The organism is Streptomyces noursei (assembly GCF_001646665.1).
Lineage (GTDB): Bacteria > Actinomycetota > Actinomycetes > Streptomycetales > Streptomycetaceae > Streptomyces > Streptomyces lavendulocolor.
The window spans coordinates 95031-109613 of record NZ_LWBU01000053.1 but is presented as its reverse complement, the minus strand read 5'-3'; the positions used below and the strand labels follow the sequence as shown (position 1 = coordinate 109613).

Annotated in this window: 14 protein-coding genes; 10 read left to right on the top strand and 4 right to left on the bottom strand. The window is 72.6% G+C overall.

Going from position 1 to position 14583, the window contains the following annotated elements; translation table 11 throughout:
* Nucleotides 1-714, bottom strand: coding sequence for a HEAT repeat domain-containing protein (locus A4V12_RS05680; protein ID WP_107415334.1), 714 nt, complete (start codon nt 712-714; stop codon nt 1-3).
* 165 nt (nt 715-879) lie between these two features.
* Between A4V12_RS05680 and argC the strand changes: the two genes are divergently transcribed.
* The 5 genes from argC to A4V12_RS05655 are packed head-to-tail and all read left to right on the top strand — an operon-like array spanning nt 880 to nt 5695.
* Nucleotides 880-1908 carry an N-acetyl-gamma-glutamyl-phosphate reductase gene (gene argC / locus A4V12_RS05675; RefSeq protein ID WP_064068103.1) on the top strand — a complete coding sequence of 343 codons (1029 nt, stop codon included), beginning with the start codon at nt 880-882 and terminating at the stop codon, nt 1906-1908.
* Nucleotides 1905-3059: a bifunctional glutamate N-acetyltransferase/amino-acid acetyltransferase ArgJ gene (gene argJ / locus A4V12_RS05670; protein ID WP_064068102.1), complete on the top strand. Its 1155-nt coding sequence runs from the start codon at nt 1905-1907 to the stop codon at nt 3057-3059. Before argC ends, argJ begins: the two co-directional genes overlap by 4 nt.
* On the top strand, nt 3056-3958 hold the full coding sequence (gene argB / locus A4V12_RS05665) for an acetylglutamate kinase (RefSeq protein WP_064068101.1): 903 nt from the start codon (nt 3056-3058) through the stop codon (nt 3956-3958). Before argJ ends, argB begins: the two co-directional genes overlap by 4 nt.
* Nucleotides 3955-5151 carry an acetylornithine transaminase gene (locus A4V12_RS05660; RefSeq protein WP_064068100.1) on the top strand — a complete coding sequence of 399 codons (1197 nt, stop codon included), beginning with the start codon at nt 3955-3957 and terminating at the stop codon, nt 5149-5151. The genes argB and A4V12_RS05660 overlap by 4 nt, the downstream gene beginning before the upstream one ends.
* A 7-nt stretch (nt 5152-5158) precedes the next feature.
* Nucleotides 5159-5695: an arginine repressor gene (locus A4V12_RS05655; protein WP_064068099.1), complete on the top strand. Its 537-nt coding sequence runs from the start codon at nt 5159-5161 to the stop codon at nt 5693-5695.
* A 70-nt stretch (nt 5696-5765) separates the two neighbouring features.
* On the opposite strand, the gene A4V12_RS05650 is transcribed toward A4V12_RS05655, so the two are convergent.
* Entirely contained in the window at nt 5766-6491 is a 726-nt protein-coding gene (locus A4V12_RS05650; protein ID WP_064068098.1) for a L,D-transpeptidase family protein, read from the bottom strand.
* A 180-nt stretch (nt 6492-6671) separates the two neighbouring features.
* On the opposite strand from A4V12_RS05650, the gene A4V12_RS05645 reads away from it, so the two are divergent.
* Nucleotides 6672-7865, top strand: a complete 1194-nt coding sequence (locus tag A4V12_RS05645) for an argininosuccinate synthase (protein WP_064068097.1) — start codon at nt 6672-6674, stop codon at nt 7863-7865.
* Between the two features lie 125 nt (nt 7866-7990).
* Nucleotides 7991-9418: an argininosuccinate lyase gene (argH, locus tag A4V12_RS05640; RefSeq protein ID WP_064068096.1), complete on the top strand. Its 1428-nt coding sequence runs from the start codon at nt 7991-7993 to the stop codon at nt 9416-9418.
* A gap of 207 nt (nt 9419-9625) precedes the next feature.
* On the opposite strand, the gene A4V12_RS05635 is transcribed toward argH, so the two are convergent.
* Nucleotides 9626-10204, bottom strand: coding sequence for a dienelactone hydrolase family protein (locus tag A4V12_RS05635; RefSeq protein ID WP_064068095.1), 579 nt, complete (start codon nt 10202-10204; stop codon nt 9626-9628).
* Nucleotides 10205-10323: 119 nt separating this feature from the next.
* Between A4V12_RS05635 and A4V12_RS05630 the strand changes: the two genes are divergently transcribed.
* Nucleotides 10324-10875: a TetR/AcrR family transcriptional regulator gene (locus A4V12_RS05630; RefSeq protein WP_064068094.1), complete on the top strand. Its 552-nt coding sequence runs from the start codon at nt 10324-10326 to the stop codon at nt 10873-10875.
* Nucleotides 10872-12416: an MFS transporter gene (locus A4V12_RS05625; RefSeq protein WP_064068093.1), complete on the top strand. Its 1545-nt coding sequence runs from the start codon at nt 10872-10874 to the stop codon at nt 12414-12416. The genes A4V12_RS05630 and A4V12_RS05625 overlap by 4 nt, the downstream gene beginning before the upstream one ends.
* A gap of 78 nt (nt 12417-12494) precedes the next feature.
* Here the strand turns inward: A4V12_RS05625 and A4V12_RS05620 are convergent, their stop codons facing one another.
* Complete coding sequence (locus A4V12_RS05620) at nt 12495-13124, bottom strand: lysophospholipid acyltransferase family protein (RefSeq protein WP_423541598.1); 630 nt, start codon at nt 13122-13124, stop codon at nt 12495-12497.
* A gap of 289 nt (nt 13125-13413) precedes the next feature.
* On the opposite strand from A4V12_RS05620, the gene A4V12_RS05615 reads away from it, so the two are divergent.
* Nucleotides 13414-14568 carry a glycerophosphodiester phosphodiesterase gene (locus A4V12_RS05615; RefSeq protein ID WP_064068091.1) on the top strand — a complete coding sequence of 385 codons (1155 nt, stop codon included), beginning with the start codon at nt 13414-13416 and terminating at the stop codon, nt 14566-14568.
* The last annotated feature ends 15 nt before the right edge of the window (nt 14569-14583 follow it).

Here is a 14583-nt window from a genome sequence, read left to right as displayed (position 1 = left end):
CTATCGTCCCTCCCGCCCGGCCCCGCCGAGAGCCACGACGCGCTTGGCCTCCTCGATCGCGGCCGCGAACCCGGTGTCCGGCTCGCGCAGCAGCCGCCGGGTGGCGAGCGCGTGGGCGCGCACGTCCGGATCGCCGGCCGTCGCCGCCGCCCGCAGGGCCGGCACCATCGCCTCACCCAGCGCCACCAGCGCCCGGCTCAGACTCAGCCGCGTCTCCCGCCCACCGCGCCCCAGCTGCGTCACCAGCACCTCGGCCAGGGCGGACTCGCCGTCTTCCGGCACCAGCACGACCGCGGCCCGCCAGGCACTCCGCGCCACCTCCTCGTCGGCGTCCCGCAGCAGCGCCGGTGTGATCGCCGGCCAGGCCCGCCGGTCCCCGATCTTGGACAGTGTGTGCAGTGCCTGACTGCGCGCCTGCGCGTGCTCCGAGCGGACCTCGCGCACCAGCACGGGAAGCGTCGAGGCGACCGGGTGGCGGGTCAGCGCCCAGGTCAGCATGTCGCGGACGAAGAACTCCGGCTCGACGCCGCACCGCTCGACGAGCCTGTCGACGAAGCACGGATCGGGTGCCGTCCCCATCGCCAGAGCGGCCCGCAGCCGCACCGACGCGCGCCCGTCCTCCAGCCCCCGGCACGCGTGCGCCGCGTCCGCGCGCGCGCCCGCCTCCCTACCCGCACCCGTACCCGCGCCCGTGTCCCGTCCCATGGCCGTCATCGAGACCACCTCCTCGCCGAGCAGTGAACGCCTTGTCACCGTGTCAAGGTCAACCACGCCGCCCCCGCCCCCGCCCCGGCCGCGCGAGCGGCCCCGCACGGCCGGAAAATCTTTGCATAAAAGTGCGACGCTGCGTATAGTCATGCCATCGACGAGGAGGGTTCGATGGCAGTACGAGCAGCAGTGGCAGGGGCGAGCGGATACGCGGGCGGAGAGGTGCTCCGTCTGCTCCTCGGCCACCCCGAGGTCGAGGTCGGCGCCCTGACCGGCCACTCCAACGCCGGCCAGACGCTCGGCGGGCTGCAGCCGCACCTGGTGCCGCTCGCCGGCCGGGTGCTCGAGCCGACCACCGCCGAGGTCCTGGCCGGGCACGACGTCGTCTTCCTGGCCCTGCCGCACGGACAGTCCGCCGCCGTGGCCGAGCAGCTCGGCGACGACGTCCTGGTCGTCGACATGGGCGCCGACTTCCGGCTGAAGGACTCCGCCGACTGGGAGCGCTTCTACGGCTCCCCGCACGCCGGGACCTGGCCCTACGGTCTGCCGGAGCTGCCGGGGGCCCGCGCCGCCCTGGAGGGTGCCAAGCGCGTCGCCGTGCCCGGCTGCTACCCCACCGCCGTGTCGCTCGCGCTCTTCCCCGCGTACGCCGCCGGCCTCGCCGAGCCCGAGGCGGTGATCGTCGCCGCCACCGGGACCTCCGGCGCGGGCAAGGCGCTCAAGCCGCACCTGCTGGGCTCCGAGGTCATGGGCTCCATGAGCCCGTACGGCGTCGGCGGCGGCCACCGCCACACGCCCGAGATGATGCAGAACCTCGGCGCGGTCGCCGGCGAGCCGGTCACCGTCTCCTTCACCCCCACCCTCGCCCCCATGGCGCGCGGCATCCTCGCCACCTGCAGCGCCAAGGTGAAGCCGGGCACCACGGCCGAGGACGTCCGGGCCGCCTACACCAAGGCGTACGCCGACGAGCCGTTCGTCCACCTCCTCCCCGAGGGCCGCTGGCCGGCGACCGCGTCCGTCCACGGCTCCAACGCCGTGCAGGTCCAGGTCGCCCTCGACGCGACGGCCGGCCGCGTCATCGCGATCAGCGCCATCGACAACCTCACCAAGGGCACCGCCGGCGGCGCGGTGCAGAGCATGAACATCGCCCTCGGACTCCCCGAGGACACGGGTCTTTCCACGATCGGAGTCGCACCGTGAGCGTCACGGCAGCAAAGGGATTCACGGCCGCGGGCATCGCCGCCGGGATCAAGGCGAACGGCAACCCGGACCTGGCCCTCGTGGTCAACCAAGGGCCCCGACGCGCCGCCGCGGGCGTCTTCACCTCCAACCGCGTCAAGGCCGCGCCGGTCCTCTGGTCCGAGCAGGTGCTGAAGACCGGCGAGCTGCGGGCCGTCGTCCTCAACTCCGGCGGTGCCAACGCCTGCACCGGCCCCAAGGGCTTCCAGGACACCCACGCCACCGCCGAGAAGGTCGCCGAGGTGCTGGAGATCGGCGCGGGCGAGGTCGCCGTCGCCTCCACCGGCCTCATCGGCGTGCTCCTGCCCATGGACAAGCTCCTGCCCGGCGTCGAGAAGGCCGCAGCGGAGCTGTCGGAGCACGGCGGCGAGAAGGCCGCCATCGCCATCAAGACCACCGACACCGTCCACAAGACCTCAGTGGTCACCACCGCCGGCGGCTGGACCGTCGGCGGCATGGCCAAGGGCGCCGGCATGCTCGCCCCCGGTCTCGCCACCATGCTCGTCGTCCTCACCACCGACGCCGACGTCGACGCCCCGACGCTCGACAAGGCGCTGCGCGACGCCACCCGCGTCACCTTCGACCGGGTCGACTCCGACGGGTGCATGTCCACCAACGACACCGTGCTGCTGCTGGCCTCCGGCGCGTCCGGCGTCACCCCCGCGTACGCCGACTTCGCCGAGGCCGTGACCCAGGTGTGCGGCGACCTCGGCCGCCAGCTCATCGGCGACGCCGAGGGCGCGTCCAAGGACATCCGCGTCGAGGTGGTCAACGCGGCGAGCGAGGACGACGCCGTCGAGGTCGGCCGCTCCATCGCCCGCAACAACCTCCTCAAGTGCGCCATCCACGGCGAGGACCCCAACTGGGGCCGCGTCCTGTCCGCCATCGGCACCACCGGGGCCGCGTTCGAGCCCGACCGGCTGAACGTCGCCATCAACGGCGTCTGGGTCTGCCGGAACGGCTCCGTCGGCGAGGACCGCGACCTGGTCGACATGCGGTACCGCGAAGTGAAGATCACCGCCGACCTCGCGGCCGGCACCGAGTCCGCGGTCATCTGGACCAACGACCTCACCGCCGACTACGTCCACGAGAACAGCGCGTACAGCTCATGAGCACGACACGGAAGCACACCGCCCTGCCCAAGGCGCAGATCCTCATCGAGGCGCTGCCCTGGCTGACGCGCCACCACGGCAAGACCGTCGTCATCAAGTTCGGCGGCAACGCCATGGTCGACGACGAGCTGAAGGCGGCCTTCGCCCAGGACGTCGTCTTCCTGCGCCACGCCGGCCTGCGGCCGGTCGTCGTGCACGGCGGCGGCCCGCAGATCAGCGCCCAGCTGGACAAGCACGGCCTGGTCAGCGAGTTCAAGGCGGGCCTGCGCGTCACCACGCCCGAGGCGATGGACGTCGTACGGATGGTCCTCGCCGGGCAGGTGCAGCGCGAGCTCGTGGGGCTGCTCAACCAGCACGGGCCCTTCGCGGTCGGCATGACCGGCGAGGACGCCCACACCATCACCGCCACCAAGCACCGGCCGCGGATCGAGGGCGAACTCGTCGACATCGGCCGCGTCGGTGAGATCACCCGGATCGACACCGGTGCCATCGAGGCACTGCTGGACAACGGCCGCATCCCGGTCGTGTCCTCGATCGCCCGTTCCGAGGACGACGGACATGTCTACAACGTCAATGCTGATACGGCGGCTGCGGCACTCGCTGCGGCGCTGGGTGCCGAGACCCTGATGGTCCTGACCGACGTCGAGGGCCTCTACGAGGACTGGCCCCACAGCGACGAGGTCATCAGCCGGCTCACCGCCGGCGAGCTGGAGAAGCTGCTGCCCGAGCTGTCCAGCGGCATGGTGCCCAAGATGGAGGGCTGCCTGCACGCCGTACGCAACGGCGTCACCACCGCGCGCGTGATCGACGGGCGCGTGCAGCACTCCATCCTTCTGGAGATCTTCACCGACGAGGGCATCGGCACGATGGTCGTGCCGGACGCACAGGGGGAGTCATGAGCGGCAACGAGCACCTGACCGAGCGCTGGCAGGGCGCGCTGATGGACAACTACGGCACGCCCCGGCTGCCGCTCGTCCGCGGAGCGGGCGCCAGGGTTTGGGACGCCGACGGCACCGAGTACCTCGACTTCGTCGGCGGGATCGCCGTCAACGCCCTGGGCCACGCGCACCCGGCCGTCGTCGAGGCCGTCACCCGGCAGATCGGCACCCTCGGCCACGTCTCCAACCTGTTCGTCGCCGAGCCGCCGGTCGCCCTCGCCGAGCGGCTGCTCCAGCTCTTCGGCCGCACCGGCAGGGTCTTCTTCTGCAACTCCGGCGCCGAGGCCAACGAGGCCGCCTTCAAGATCGGCCGGCTCACCGGCCGGACCCACATGGTCGCCACGACCGGCGGCTTCCACGGCCGGACGATGGGCGCCCTCGCCCTCACCGGCCAGCCCGGCAAGCAGGAGCCGTTCCTGCCGCTGCCCGGGGACGTCACCCACGTGCCGTACGGAGACGTCGAAGCGCTCCGGTCCGCCGTCACCGACCGCACCGCCCTCGTCGTCATCGAGCCCATCCAGGGTGAGAACGGTGTCGTCGTCCCGCCGCCCGGCTACCTGAAGGCCGCCCGCGAGATCACGCGCGCGACCGGCACGCTGCTCGTCCTCGACGAGGTGCAGACCGGCATCGGCCGGTGCGGCCACTGGTTCGAGCACCAGGCGCACGGCGTCGAACCGGACGTCGTCACCCTCGCCAAGGGTCTGGGCGGCGGCCTGCCCCTCGGTGCGACCGTCGCCTTCGGCCCGGCGGCCGAGCTGCTGCGGCCCGGCCAGCACGGCACGACGTTCGGCGGCAACCCCGTCGCGTGCGCCGCCGGGCTCGCCGTGATCGACACCCTCGCCGCCGGTTCGGCACTCGACGAGGTCAAGCGCCTCGGCGAGAGGCTGCGCGACGGAATCGAGGCCCTGGACCATTCGCTGGTCTCCCACGTCCGTGGTGCGGGCCTGCTGCTGGGTATCGTGCTCACCGAGCCCCTCGCACCTCAGGTGCAGCAGGCGGCTCAGGACGCCGGCCTCCTGGTGAACGCGCCCGCCCCCGATGTCGTACGGCTCATGCCGCCACTGGTCATCGGTGACGACGAGGTGGACGCCTTCCTCCGGGCCCTGCCCGGCGTCCTCAGCAGCGTGAACGGGGAAGGACGAGCCGGAGAATGAGACGACGATGACCGATGCGCAGGACCTCGAGCACGGCGGGCCGTCCGTTCCGCAGACCCGCACCGCGCGCCACCGCAGGATCGTGGACATCCTCAACCGGCAGCCCGTGCGGTCCCAGAGCCAGCTCGCGAAGCTCCTCGCCGACGACGGGCTGAGCGTCACCCAGGCGACGCTCTCCCGCGACCTCGACGAGCTGGGCGCGGTGAAGATCCGCAACACGGGCGGCGAACTGATCTACGCGGTGCCCAGCGAGGGCGGCTTCCGCACCCCGCAGGCCCCCCTCGGCGAGTCGGCCAAGGAGGAGCGGATGCGGCGCCTCTCGGGCGAGCTGCTGATCTCCGCGGAGGCGTCGGCCAACCTGGTGGTCCTGCGCACCCCGCCCGGCGCAGCCCAGTTCCTCGCGTCGGCCATCGACCAGGCCGAACTCCACGCCATCCTGGGCACCATCGCGGGTGACGACACCCTGCTGCTCATCTCCCGCGACCCGGCGGGCGGCCAGGCCCTCGCCGACCACCTGCTGCGGCTCGCGCAGAAGGAGCGGTAGGAGACCCTCGCGCCAGACCTCCCCCGGAGGGCGGCGGGGCGTACGCCACCGGCCGGCCACCCGGCGCCCCTCAGTACCGGGTGAGGGCGGTCGGCCCCGACACCGTGCCGATGGCGATGTGCGGTCGCCGCGCGGGATCCGCCCAGGCCAGGATCCGCCGCATCGCGCGGGCCGGGACGGCGACGCACCCCGCCGTCGGCCCGCGCCCCGCGACGTGCAGGAAGATGCCCGCACCGCGCCCCCGTACCGGGCGCGCGTAGTTGAAGCCGATCACCAGGGCGTGCGCGTACCGCCGCCCGTAGGTGACCAGGTGCTCGGCCTCGGAGGCCCGGCAGTCGCGGGGCAGCCCCTCCACCCAGCGGTTGTATGCGCGCGACCGGTTGTCCTGGCACCACCACGAGTCGCGCGTCACCCGGCGGTACCGGACGTCCGTGCCCGGCGGCGCGGCGTCGATGCCGAAGGCGTACGGCAGCCGGTACAGGCCCGTCGGCGTCGTCGACGTGCCCTGGCGCCGCCGGCCGCCCTCGACCAGCCCGTTCGCGCCGAACCGCGCCGCCGTCGACCCCACCCGCACCCAGCGCCCGCCGCGCCGGTCCCACCAGCTCACCGTCCCGGTGGTGGACCGGGCGCCCGGCGCCTCGGCCGTGATCAGCTGCGTACCGCCGCCGGTGCGGGCCATGCGCGCCGGCAGCGGCGGACCGTCCCCGGCGGCTGCCGGGCCCGGCGGGAGGACCGCGGCGAGCGCGGACGCGAGGACGGCGGCGAGGACGGCGGTGACGGGACGCGGGCGGCGCATGCCCCGGACCGTACGCGCGCCGCCCCTGCCGCGCCGCCCGCGCGCGGCCGAACGGGGGCCGGCCCCGGCCGCGGGGCCCGGCCGGGAGCCCCCGCACGGACCTCTCGAAGGCGCGTTGACAAAACATACGGCACTCTGCATAGTTATACCTGTCAGTGAATGCACCGTAAGGAGAAACCCGTGACCGAGCGCGTCGTACTCGCCTACTCGGGCGGACTGGACACCTCCGTCGCCATCGGTTGGATCGCCGAGGAGACGGGTGCCGAGGTCATCGCCGTCGCCGTGGACGTCGGCCAGGGCGGCGAGGACCTGGACGTCATCCGCAAGCGCGCGCTCGCCTGCGGTGCGGTCGAGGCGGAGGTCGCCGACGCCCGGGACGAGTTCGCCGACGAGTACTGCCTCCCGGCCATCAAGGCCAACGCCCTGTACATGGACCGCTATCCGCTGGTCTCGGCCCTCTCCCGGCCCGCGATCGTCAAGCACCTGGTGGCCGCCGCCCGCAAGCACGACGCCTCGATCGTCGCCCACGGCTGCACCGGCAAGGGCAACGACCAGGTCCGCTTCGAGGCCGGCATCCAGGCCCTCGGCCCCGACCTGAAGTGCATCGCCCCGGTCCGGGACTACGCCATGACCCGTGACAAGGCGATCGCCTTCGCGGAGAAGGCCGAGCTGCCGATCGCGACCACCAAGAAGTCCCCGTACTCCATCGACCAGAACGTCTTCGGGCGGGCCGTGGAGACCGGTTTCCTCGAGGACATCTGGAACGCGCCGATCGAGGACATCTACGAGTACACCTCGAACCCCGCCACGCCGCGCGAGGCCGACGAGGTCGTCATCACCTTCAAGGAGGGCGTGCCCGTCGCCATCGACGGCAAGCCCGTCACCGTCCTCCAGGCGATCCAGCAGCTCAACGAGCGCGCCGGCGCCCAGGGCATCGGCCGGATCGACATGGTCGAGGACCGGCTCGTCGGCATCAAGTCCCGCGAGGTCTACGAGGCCCCCGGCGCCATCGCGCTGATCACCGCCCACCAGGAGCTGGAGAACGTCACCGTCGAGCGCGAGCTGGCCCGCTACAAGCGGCAGGTCGAGCAGCGCTGGGGCGAGCTGGTCTACGACGGCCTGTGGTTCTCGCCGCTCAAGCGGGCCCTGGACGGCTTCATCAACGAGGCCAACCAGCACGTCTCCGGCGACATCCGGATGACCCTGCACGGCGGCCGCGCGGTGGTCACCGGCCGGAAGTCCGACGAGTCGCTGTACGACTTCAACCTCGCCACGTACGACTCGGGCGACACCTTCGACCAGTCCAAGGCCCAGGGCTTCATCGACATCTTCGCGCTGTCGTCGAAGATCGCCGCCAAGCGCGACCTGGCGTGACCTGACCCGCCCCCGACTCGTTCCACCAGCCGCCTCCCCGTTCCTCGCGGCGGACGCGGGCCCCACCGGGCCCCGCCCCGCCCCGGGGGAGGCGGCACACCCATCCTCGTGAGGAGCAATCCGCAGTGAGCAGCAACAACGGTGACGTCCGGCTCTGGGGCGGGCGTTTCGCCGACGGCCCCGCCGAGGCGCTGGCCAGGCTGTCGGCGTCCGTGCACTTCGACTGGCGGCTGGCGCCGTACGACATCGCCGGCTCCCGCGCCCACGCGCGCGTGCTGCACAAGGCCGGGCTGCTCACCGCGGACGAACTGACGCGCATGCTGGAGGGGCTCGACCGGCTGGAGGCGGACGTCGCCGACGGCACGTTCACCGGCACCATCGCCGACGAGGACGTCCACACCGCCCTGGAGCGCGGTCTGCTGGAACGGCTCGGCCCGGACCTCGGCGGCAAGCTGCGGGCCGGCCGGTCCCGCAACGACCAGGTCGCCACGCTCTTCCGGATGTACCTGCGCGACCACGCCCGGATCATCGGGGGCCTCCTCGCCGAACTGCAGGACGCCCTGGTGGGACTGGCGGAGGCACACGCGGACGTCGCCATGCCGGGCCGTACGCACCTCCAGCACGCCCAGCCGGTGCTCTTCGCCCACCACGTGCTCGCCCACGTGCAGTCGCTGTCCCGGGACGCGGAGCGGCTGCGCCAGTGGGACAAGCGCACGGCGGTCTCCCCGTACGGCTCCGGCGCCCTGGCCGGCTCGTCGCTCGGCCTCGACCCGGAGGCGGTCGCCAAGGACCTGGGCTTCGAGAACGGCAGCGCCGGCAACTCGATCGACGGCACGGCGTCCCGCGACTTCGTGGCCGAGTTCGCCTTCATCACCGCCATGATCGGCGTGAACCTCTCCCGGATCGCCGAGGAGGTCATCATCTGGAACACGAAGGAGTTCTCCTTCGTCACCCTGCACGACGCCTTCTCCACCGGCTCGTCGATCATGCCGCAGAAGAAGAACCCGGACATCGCCGAGCTCGCGCGCGGCAAGTCCGGCCGGCTCATCGGCAACCTCACGGGCCTGCTCGCCACCCTGAAGGCCCTCCCGCTCGCGTACAACCGCGACCTCCAGGAGGACAAGGAGCCGGTCTTCGACTCCTGCGACCAGCTGGAGGTCCTGCTGCCCGCCTTCACCGGCATGATGGCCACGCTCACCGTCAACCGGGAGCGGATGGAGGAGCTCGCCCCGGCCGGCTTCTCCCTCGCGACCGACATCGCGGAGTGGCTGGTCAGGCAGGGCGTGCCATTCCGGGTCGCCCACGAGGTCGCGGGCGAGTGCGTCAAGGAGTGCGAGGCGCGGGGGATCGAGCTGGACCAGCTCACCGACGACCAGTTCGCCAAGATCTCCGAGCACCTCACCCCCGAGGTACGGACGGTCCTGGACGTCCCCGGCGCCCTCGCCTCCCGCAACGGCCGGGGCGGCACCGCCCCCTCCGCCGTGGCGACCCAGCTCGCCGAGGTCAAGGCCGACCTCGTCATCCAGCACGCCTGGGCCACCGCCAAGCGGTAGTCCGACCGAACCCAGCGCCGCCGCCCGGTCCGCGAGCGCGTCGAAGCCCGGCCGCATCGGCGTCCGGCCGCATCGGCCCGACGCGCCCCGACCGGGCGGCGGCGAGGTCTTTCCCGCGCCACGTGCCCGTGCCGCGTACCAGCGCCCCGCACCCGCGCGCGTACGCCGCCGTGAAGGTCCTTGGGGCGCGGGGCCTTCGCCGTCCCTTCAGGCGATGCGGTCCAGGAAGCCGAGCACCCGGCGGTCGACCTCCTTGGCCGCCCGTTCGTCGTAGGACGGGAGGCTGCTGTCGGTGAACAGGTGCCTGTCGCCGGGGTAGAGGAACAGCTCCGCGTCGGCAGCCGTCCCGACCAGCGCGCGGGCGGCGTCCACATCGCCCTCCCCGGCGAAGAACGGATCCGCGTCCATGCCGTGGATCTGCACCGGGACGTCCCCGGGCCAGGCGCCGCCGAACTCCGCGACCGGGACGCATGCCTCCAGCAGCAGCGCCCCCTTCGCGCCGGGGCGGGTCTGCGCCAGCTTCTGCGCGGGCAGGACGCCGAGCGAGAACCCCACGAGGACGATCTCCCCGGGCAGCTCCTCCGCGGCGGCGGTCCCGCGCGCGACGACCGTGCCGAACCCGATGTCCCCGACGTGGGCCATGCCCTCCTCCAGGCTGTCGAACGACCGCCCCTCGAAAAGGTCCGGAGCGTGGACGGTGTGTCCGGCCCGCCGCAGACGCCCGGCGAACGCGCGAACACCGGCGGTCAGCCCGTGTCCGTGGTGGAACACCAGTACCTCGGCCATGTCGCTCCCCTCGTGCCGCGGTGCCCGGGCGGCGCCGTGGCACGAGTATGACCTGCACCACTGACACGTCGACCGTCGCTATTGAGACACTGATGTCTCACTTGGGTTATGGTTGTCTCATGACAGTCGATCGTGAGCAGGTGCTGCGCACCGCCGCAGCCCTCCTCTCCCGCAAGGCGACCGCCACCATGGACGAGGTCGCCCGCGCCGCCGGCATCGGCCGCGCGACCCTGCACCGGCACTTCGCCGGCCGGGACGCGCTGGTCAGGGCACTGGAGGCGCTCGGGATCCAGGAGTTCGAGGCCGCCCTCGACGCCGCCCGCCTCGACGACGGCACCGCGGAGGAGGCACTGCGCCGGCTCGTCGCCGGAGTGGAGCCGGTCGCGGGGCTGCTCGCGTTCCTCGTCACCGAGAACCAGCTTTTCGAGGGCGACCAGATGAACGAGGGCTGGGCCCGCCTCGACGCACGCGTCGCCGCGCTCTTCCGCCGCGGCCAGGAACAGGGCGAATTCCGGATCGACCTCACGCCCGCCTGGCTCACCGAGGCGCTCTACGGCCTCGTCGGCACCTGCGCCTGGGCCGTGCAGGACGGGCGCGTCGCCGCCAAGGACTTCCAGTACATGATCGCCGAGCTGCTGCTCGGCGGAGCACGCAGGAGCGTGGACCGATGACCCGTACCGATCAACCGACCAAGGAAGCGGAGGTCCTGCGCCGCCCGGGCCGGTGGCTGGCACTCGCCGTACTGGTCCTGGCCGTGCTGCTCGTGGCGGTCGACGCCACCGTGCTGGGCCTCGCGACCCCCTTCCTCAGCGAGGACCTCGAACCGACCGGCACCCAGCTGCTGTGGATCGGCGACGTCTACTCCTTCGTCATCGCCGGCCTGCTCGTCTCCATGGGCAGCCTCGGCGACCGCATCGGCCGCAAGAAGCTCCTGCTGACCGGAGCCGCCGCCTTCGGCGCCGTCTCCGTGCTGAACGCCTACGCCACCAGCCCTGAGATGATGATCGCCGCCCGCGCGCTGCTCGGCGTCGCCGGCGCGACCCTCATGCCGTCCACGCTGGCGCTCATCCGCAACCTCTTCCACGACCCGCGCGAGCGCAGCTTCGCCATCGGCATCTGGGGCGCCATGGCGTCCGCCGGTGCGGCCGTGGGACCGGTCGTCGGCGGGTTCTTGCTGGAGCACTTCTGGTGGGGCTCGGTCTTCCTGATCAACCTGCCGGTGATGGTCGTCCTCGTCCTCGTCGGCATCAAGTACATCCCCGAGTCCAAGAACCCGGCACCGGGCCCCTGGGACCTGCTCAGCGTCGCCCTCTCCCTCATCGGCATGATCGGTGTCGTGTACGCGATCAAGGAGATCGCCGCGCACGGCCCGAGCGCCGACATGACCGTCGCCGCCGTCATCGGCGCCGGTGCCCTCACCTGGTTCGTCCGGCGCCAGCTCCGGCTGGACGCCCCCCTGCTCGACATGCGGCTGTTCCACCACAAGGGCTTCTCCGGGGCGGTGCTCGCCGACCTGCTGACCATCCTCGGTCTGTCCGGGCTCGTGTTCTTCCTGTCCCAGTTCCTCCAGCTGGTCCAGGGGCGGTCCCCGCTGGAGGCGGGCCTCGCCGAGCTGCCCGCCGCCATCGGAGCGGTGACGGCCGGCCTGATCGCGGGCAACGTCGCCCGGCGCTTCTCCGTGCGGTCCGTGGTGGCCGGCGGCCTCGCCGCGGTGGGCCTCGCGCTCGCCGTGCTCACCCTCCTCGACCGGTCCACCGGCTACCCGATGCTCGGCGCGTCCCTGCTGGTCGTCGGTGTCGGCGCGGGCTTCGCCTTCACGGTCACCGCCGACGTCATCCTGTCGAGCGTGCCGCGCGAACAGGCGGGCGCCGCGTCGGCGGTGTCCGAGACGGCGTACGAACTCGGCGCCGCGCTCGGCATCGCGCTCCTCGGCTCCATCGTGACCGGCGTCTACAGCGACTTCGTCAGCCCGCCGGGCGTCCCCGCGGACACCTCCGCGGCGGCCCACGACTCTCTCGGCGGGGCGGTGGAGGTGTCCGCCGGCCTGCCGGACGAGACGGCCACGGCGCTGGTCACCGCCGCGCAGGACGCCTTCGTCGAGGGCCTGCGCATCGCGGCCGGCGTCGGAGCCGCCGTCCTGCTGGCGACCGCCGCCGCGGCCTGGTACCTGCTGCGGGGCCAGAAGCTGGCGGAGGGCGTCGAGCACCCGTAGCCGCCGCGCAGCGCGAAGGGCCGCACCCGGACGGGGTGCGGCCCTTCTGCGCGTACGGCCGGAGGGCCCCTCGTACCGTTACGCCGCCTTCGCCTTGGTGGCGTACATGTCCACGTACTCCTGGCCGGAGAGCCGCATCACCTCGGCCATCACCGAGTCCGTCACCGCCCGCAGCACGTACCGGTCACGGTCCATGCCCTCGTAGCGCGAGAACTCCATCGGCTCGCCGAAACGCACCGTCACCCGGCCCGGGCGCGGCAGGCCCGCGCCGCCCGGCTGCAGCTTGTCCGTGCCGATCATCGCGAACGGCACCACCGGCGCGCCCGTCATCAGCGTCAGGCGCGCGATCCCGGTCCGGCCGCGGTAGAGGCGGCCGTCGGGGGAGCGGGTGCCCTCCGGGTAGATGCCGAAGACGTTGCCCTCCTCCAGCACCCGGCGGCCCGTCATCAGCGCGGCCACACCGCCGTTCGCGCCGTCCCGGTCCACCGGGATCATGCCGACACCGCTGAAGAACCACGCCATGAGCCGGCCCTTGAGCCCCTTGCCCGTGACGTACTCGTCCTTGCCGATGAAGAAGACCTGGCGGTCGCAGACGATCGGCAGGACGATCGAGTCGATGAACGTCAGGTGGTTGCCCGCCAGGATGACCGGCCCGTCACCGGGAATGTTCTCGGCGCCCTCCACCCTTGGGCGGAACATCAGGCGCATGACCGGGCCGAGCACTGCCTTGATGAGCGCGAAGCGGGACAACGAGTCCTCCGTCGAAGTAGCCGACCACGTACGTGACCAGTATGTGCAGGTGAGGACGATACTCGTGGGTCCCACCCGGGCGCACACCGGGTTCACCGAGTCGATACACGCTGTTGACGCGTGTTTCCCCGGTGTTCGGTCCTATGCCTCCCCCGGGCAAGACCACACTGCCTACGATCGGGCCCTCGCTCGACGACCACTCGGCCGCCGCTCGACAGGCCGCCGAACCGCTCACGAAGGAGCCTCCATGACCCAGGGTGCGCACACGAGTCCCGGCCGGCGAACCGTGCTGGGAGCAGCGGTACTCGGCTCGGCCGCCCTCTCCGCCGGGGCGGGTGCGACCGCCGCCCAGGCGCACGGCCGCCCCGCCGGCGCGCACCCGCGCCTGCCCGTCCCGACCGTCATCGCCCACCGCGGTGCCAGCGGACACCGGCCCGAACACACCCTCGGCTCCTACCAGCTCGCCCTCGACATGGGCGCCGACGTCATCGAGCAGGACCTCGTCCCCACCAAGGACGGCCACCTCGTCTGCCGCCACGAGAACGACATCACCGGGACGACGGACGTCGCCGACCACCCCGAGTTCGCCTCCCGCAGGACCACCAAGACCGTCGACGGCACCGCGCTGACCGGATGGTTCACCGAGGACTTCACCCTCGCCGAGCTGAAGACCCTCCGCGCCAAGGAGCGCATCCCCGGCACCCGCCAGGAGAACACCGTCTACGACGGCCGCTGGGCCATACCCACCTTCGAGGAGGTGCTGCGCTGGGCCGAGAAGGAGGGCCGCCGCCGCGGCCGGCCGGTCTGGCTGTACGTCGAGACCAAGCACCCCACCTACTTCCGCAAGCTGGGCCTGCCCCTGGAGGAGCCGCTGGCGAAGCTGCTGCGGCGGTACGGACGCCACGGCGCCGACTCGCCCACCTTCCTCCAGTCGTTCGAGCCCACCAGCATGCGGCGGATGGCGAAGCTCGTCTCCACGCCGCGCGTGGTGCTGCTGTGGACCGCCGACGACCGCCCCTGGGACTTCCGCGAGACGGGCGACCCGCGGACCGTCGCCGACCTGATCACGCCCGCGGGGCTGCGGTGGATCGCGTCCTTCGCCCAGGGCATCGGGCCCCTGCTGGACCTGGTCGTCCCCAAGGACAAGGACGGCAGGCTGGGCGAGCCGACCACACTGGTGCGCGACGCGCACGCCAAGGGCCTCGTCCTGCACCCCTACACGCTGCGCAACGAGAACGGCTTCCTGCCGGCCGACTTCCGCCGCGGCACGGACCCGGCGGCGTACGGGGACGTGTTCGGCGCGTACCGGGCGTACTTCGCCACCGGCATCGACGGCATCTTCACCGACCAGCCGGACACGGGCCTGCTCGCGGCGGCGGACTTCCGCGCCGCCCGCCGCTAGGGAGTGTCCGCAAAG

Bases quoted from the DNA above. Each gene is read 5' to 3' on its own strand.
- A4V12_RS05680 (WP_107415334.1), bottom strand. From the start codon at position 714: ATGACGGCCATGGGACGGGACACGGGCGCGGGTACGGGTGCGGGTAGG.
- argC (WP_064068103.1), top strand. From the start codon at position 880: ATGGCAGTACGAGCAGCAGTGGCAGGGGCGAGCGGATACGCGGGCGGA.
- argB (WP_064068101.1), top strand. From the start codon at position 3,056: ATGAGCACGACACGGAAGCACACCGCCCTGCCCAAGGCGCAGATCCTC.
- A4V12_RS05660 (WP_064068100.1), top strand. From the start codon at position 3,955: ATGAGCGGCAACGAGCACCTGACCGAGCGCTGGCAGGGCGCGCTGATG.
- A4V12_RS05655 (WP_064068099.1), top strand. From the start codon at position 5,159: ATGACCGATGCGCAGGACCTCGAGCACGGCGGGCCGTCCGTTCCGCAG.
- A4V12_RS05650 (WP_064068098.1), bottom strand. From the start codon at position 6,491: ATGCGCCGCCCGCGTCCCGTCACCGCCGTCCTCGCCGCCGTCCTCGCG.
- A4V12_RS05635 (WP_064068095.1), bottom strand. From the start codon at position 10,204: ATGGCCGAGGTACTGGTGTTCCACCACGGACACGGGCTGACCGCCGGT.
- A4V12_RS05630 (WP_064068094.1), top strand. From the start codon at position 10,324: ATGACAGTCGATCGTGAGCAGGTGCTGCGCACCGCCGCAGCCCTCCTC.
- A4V12_RS05625 (WP_064068093.1), top strand. From the start codon at position 10,872: ATGACCCGTACCGATCAACCGACCAAGGAAGCGGAGGTCCTGCGCCGC.
- A4V12_RS05620 (WP_423541598.1), bottom strand. From the start codon at position 13,124: ATGCGCCTGATGTTCCGCCCAAGGGTGGAGGGCGCCGAGAACATTCCC.
- A4V12_RS05615 (WP_064068091.1), top strand. From the start codon at position 13,414: ATGACCCAGGGTGCGCACACGAGTCCCGGCCGGCGAACCGTGCTGGGA.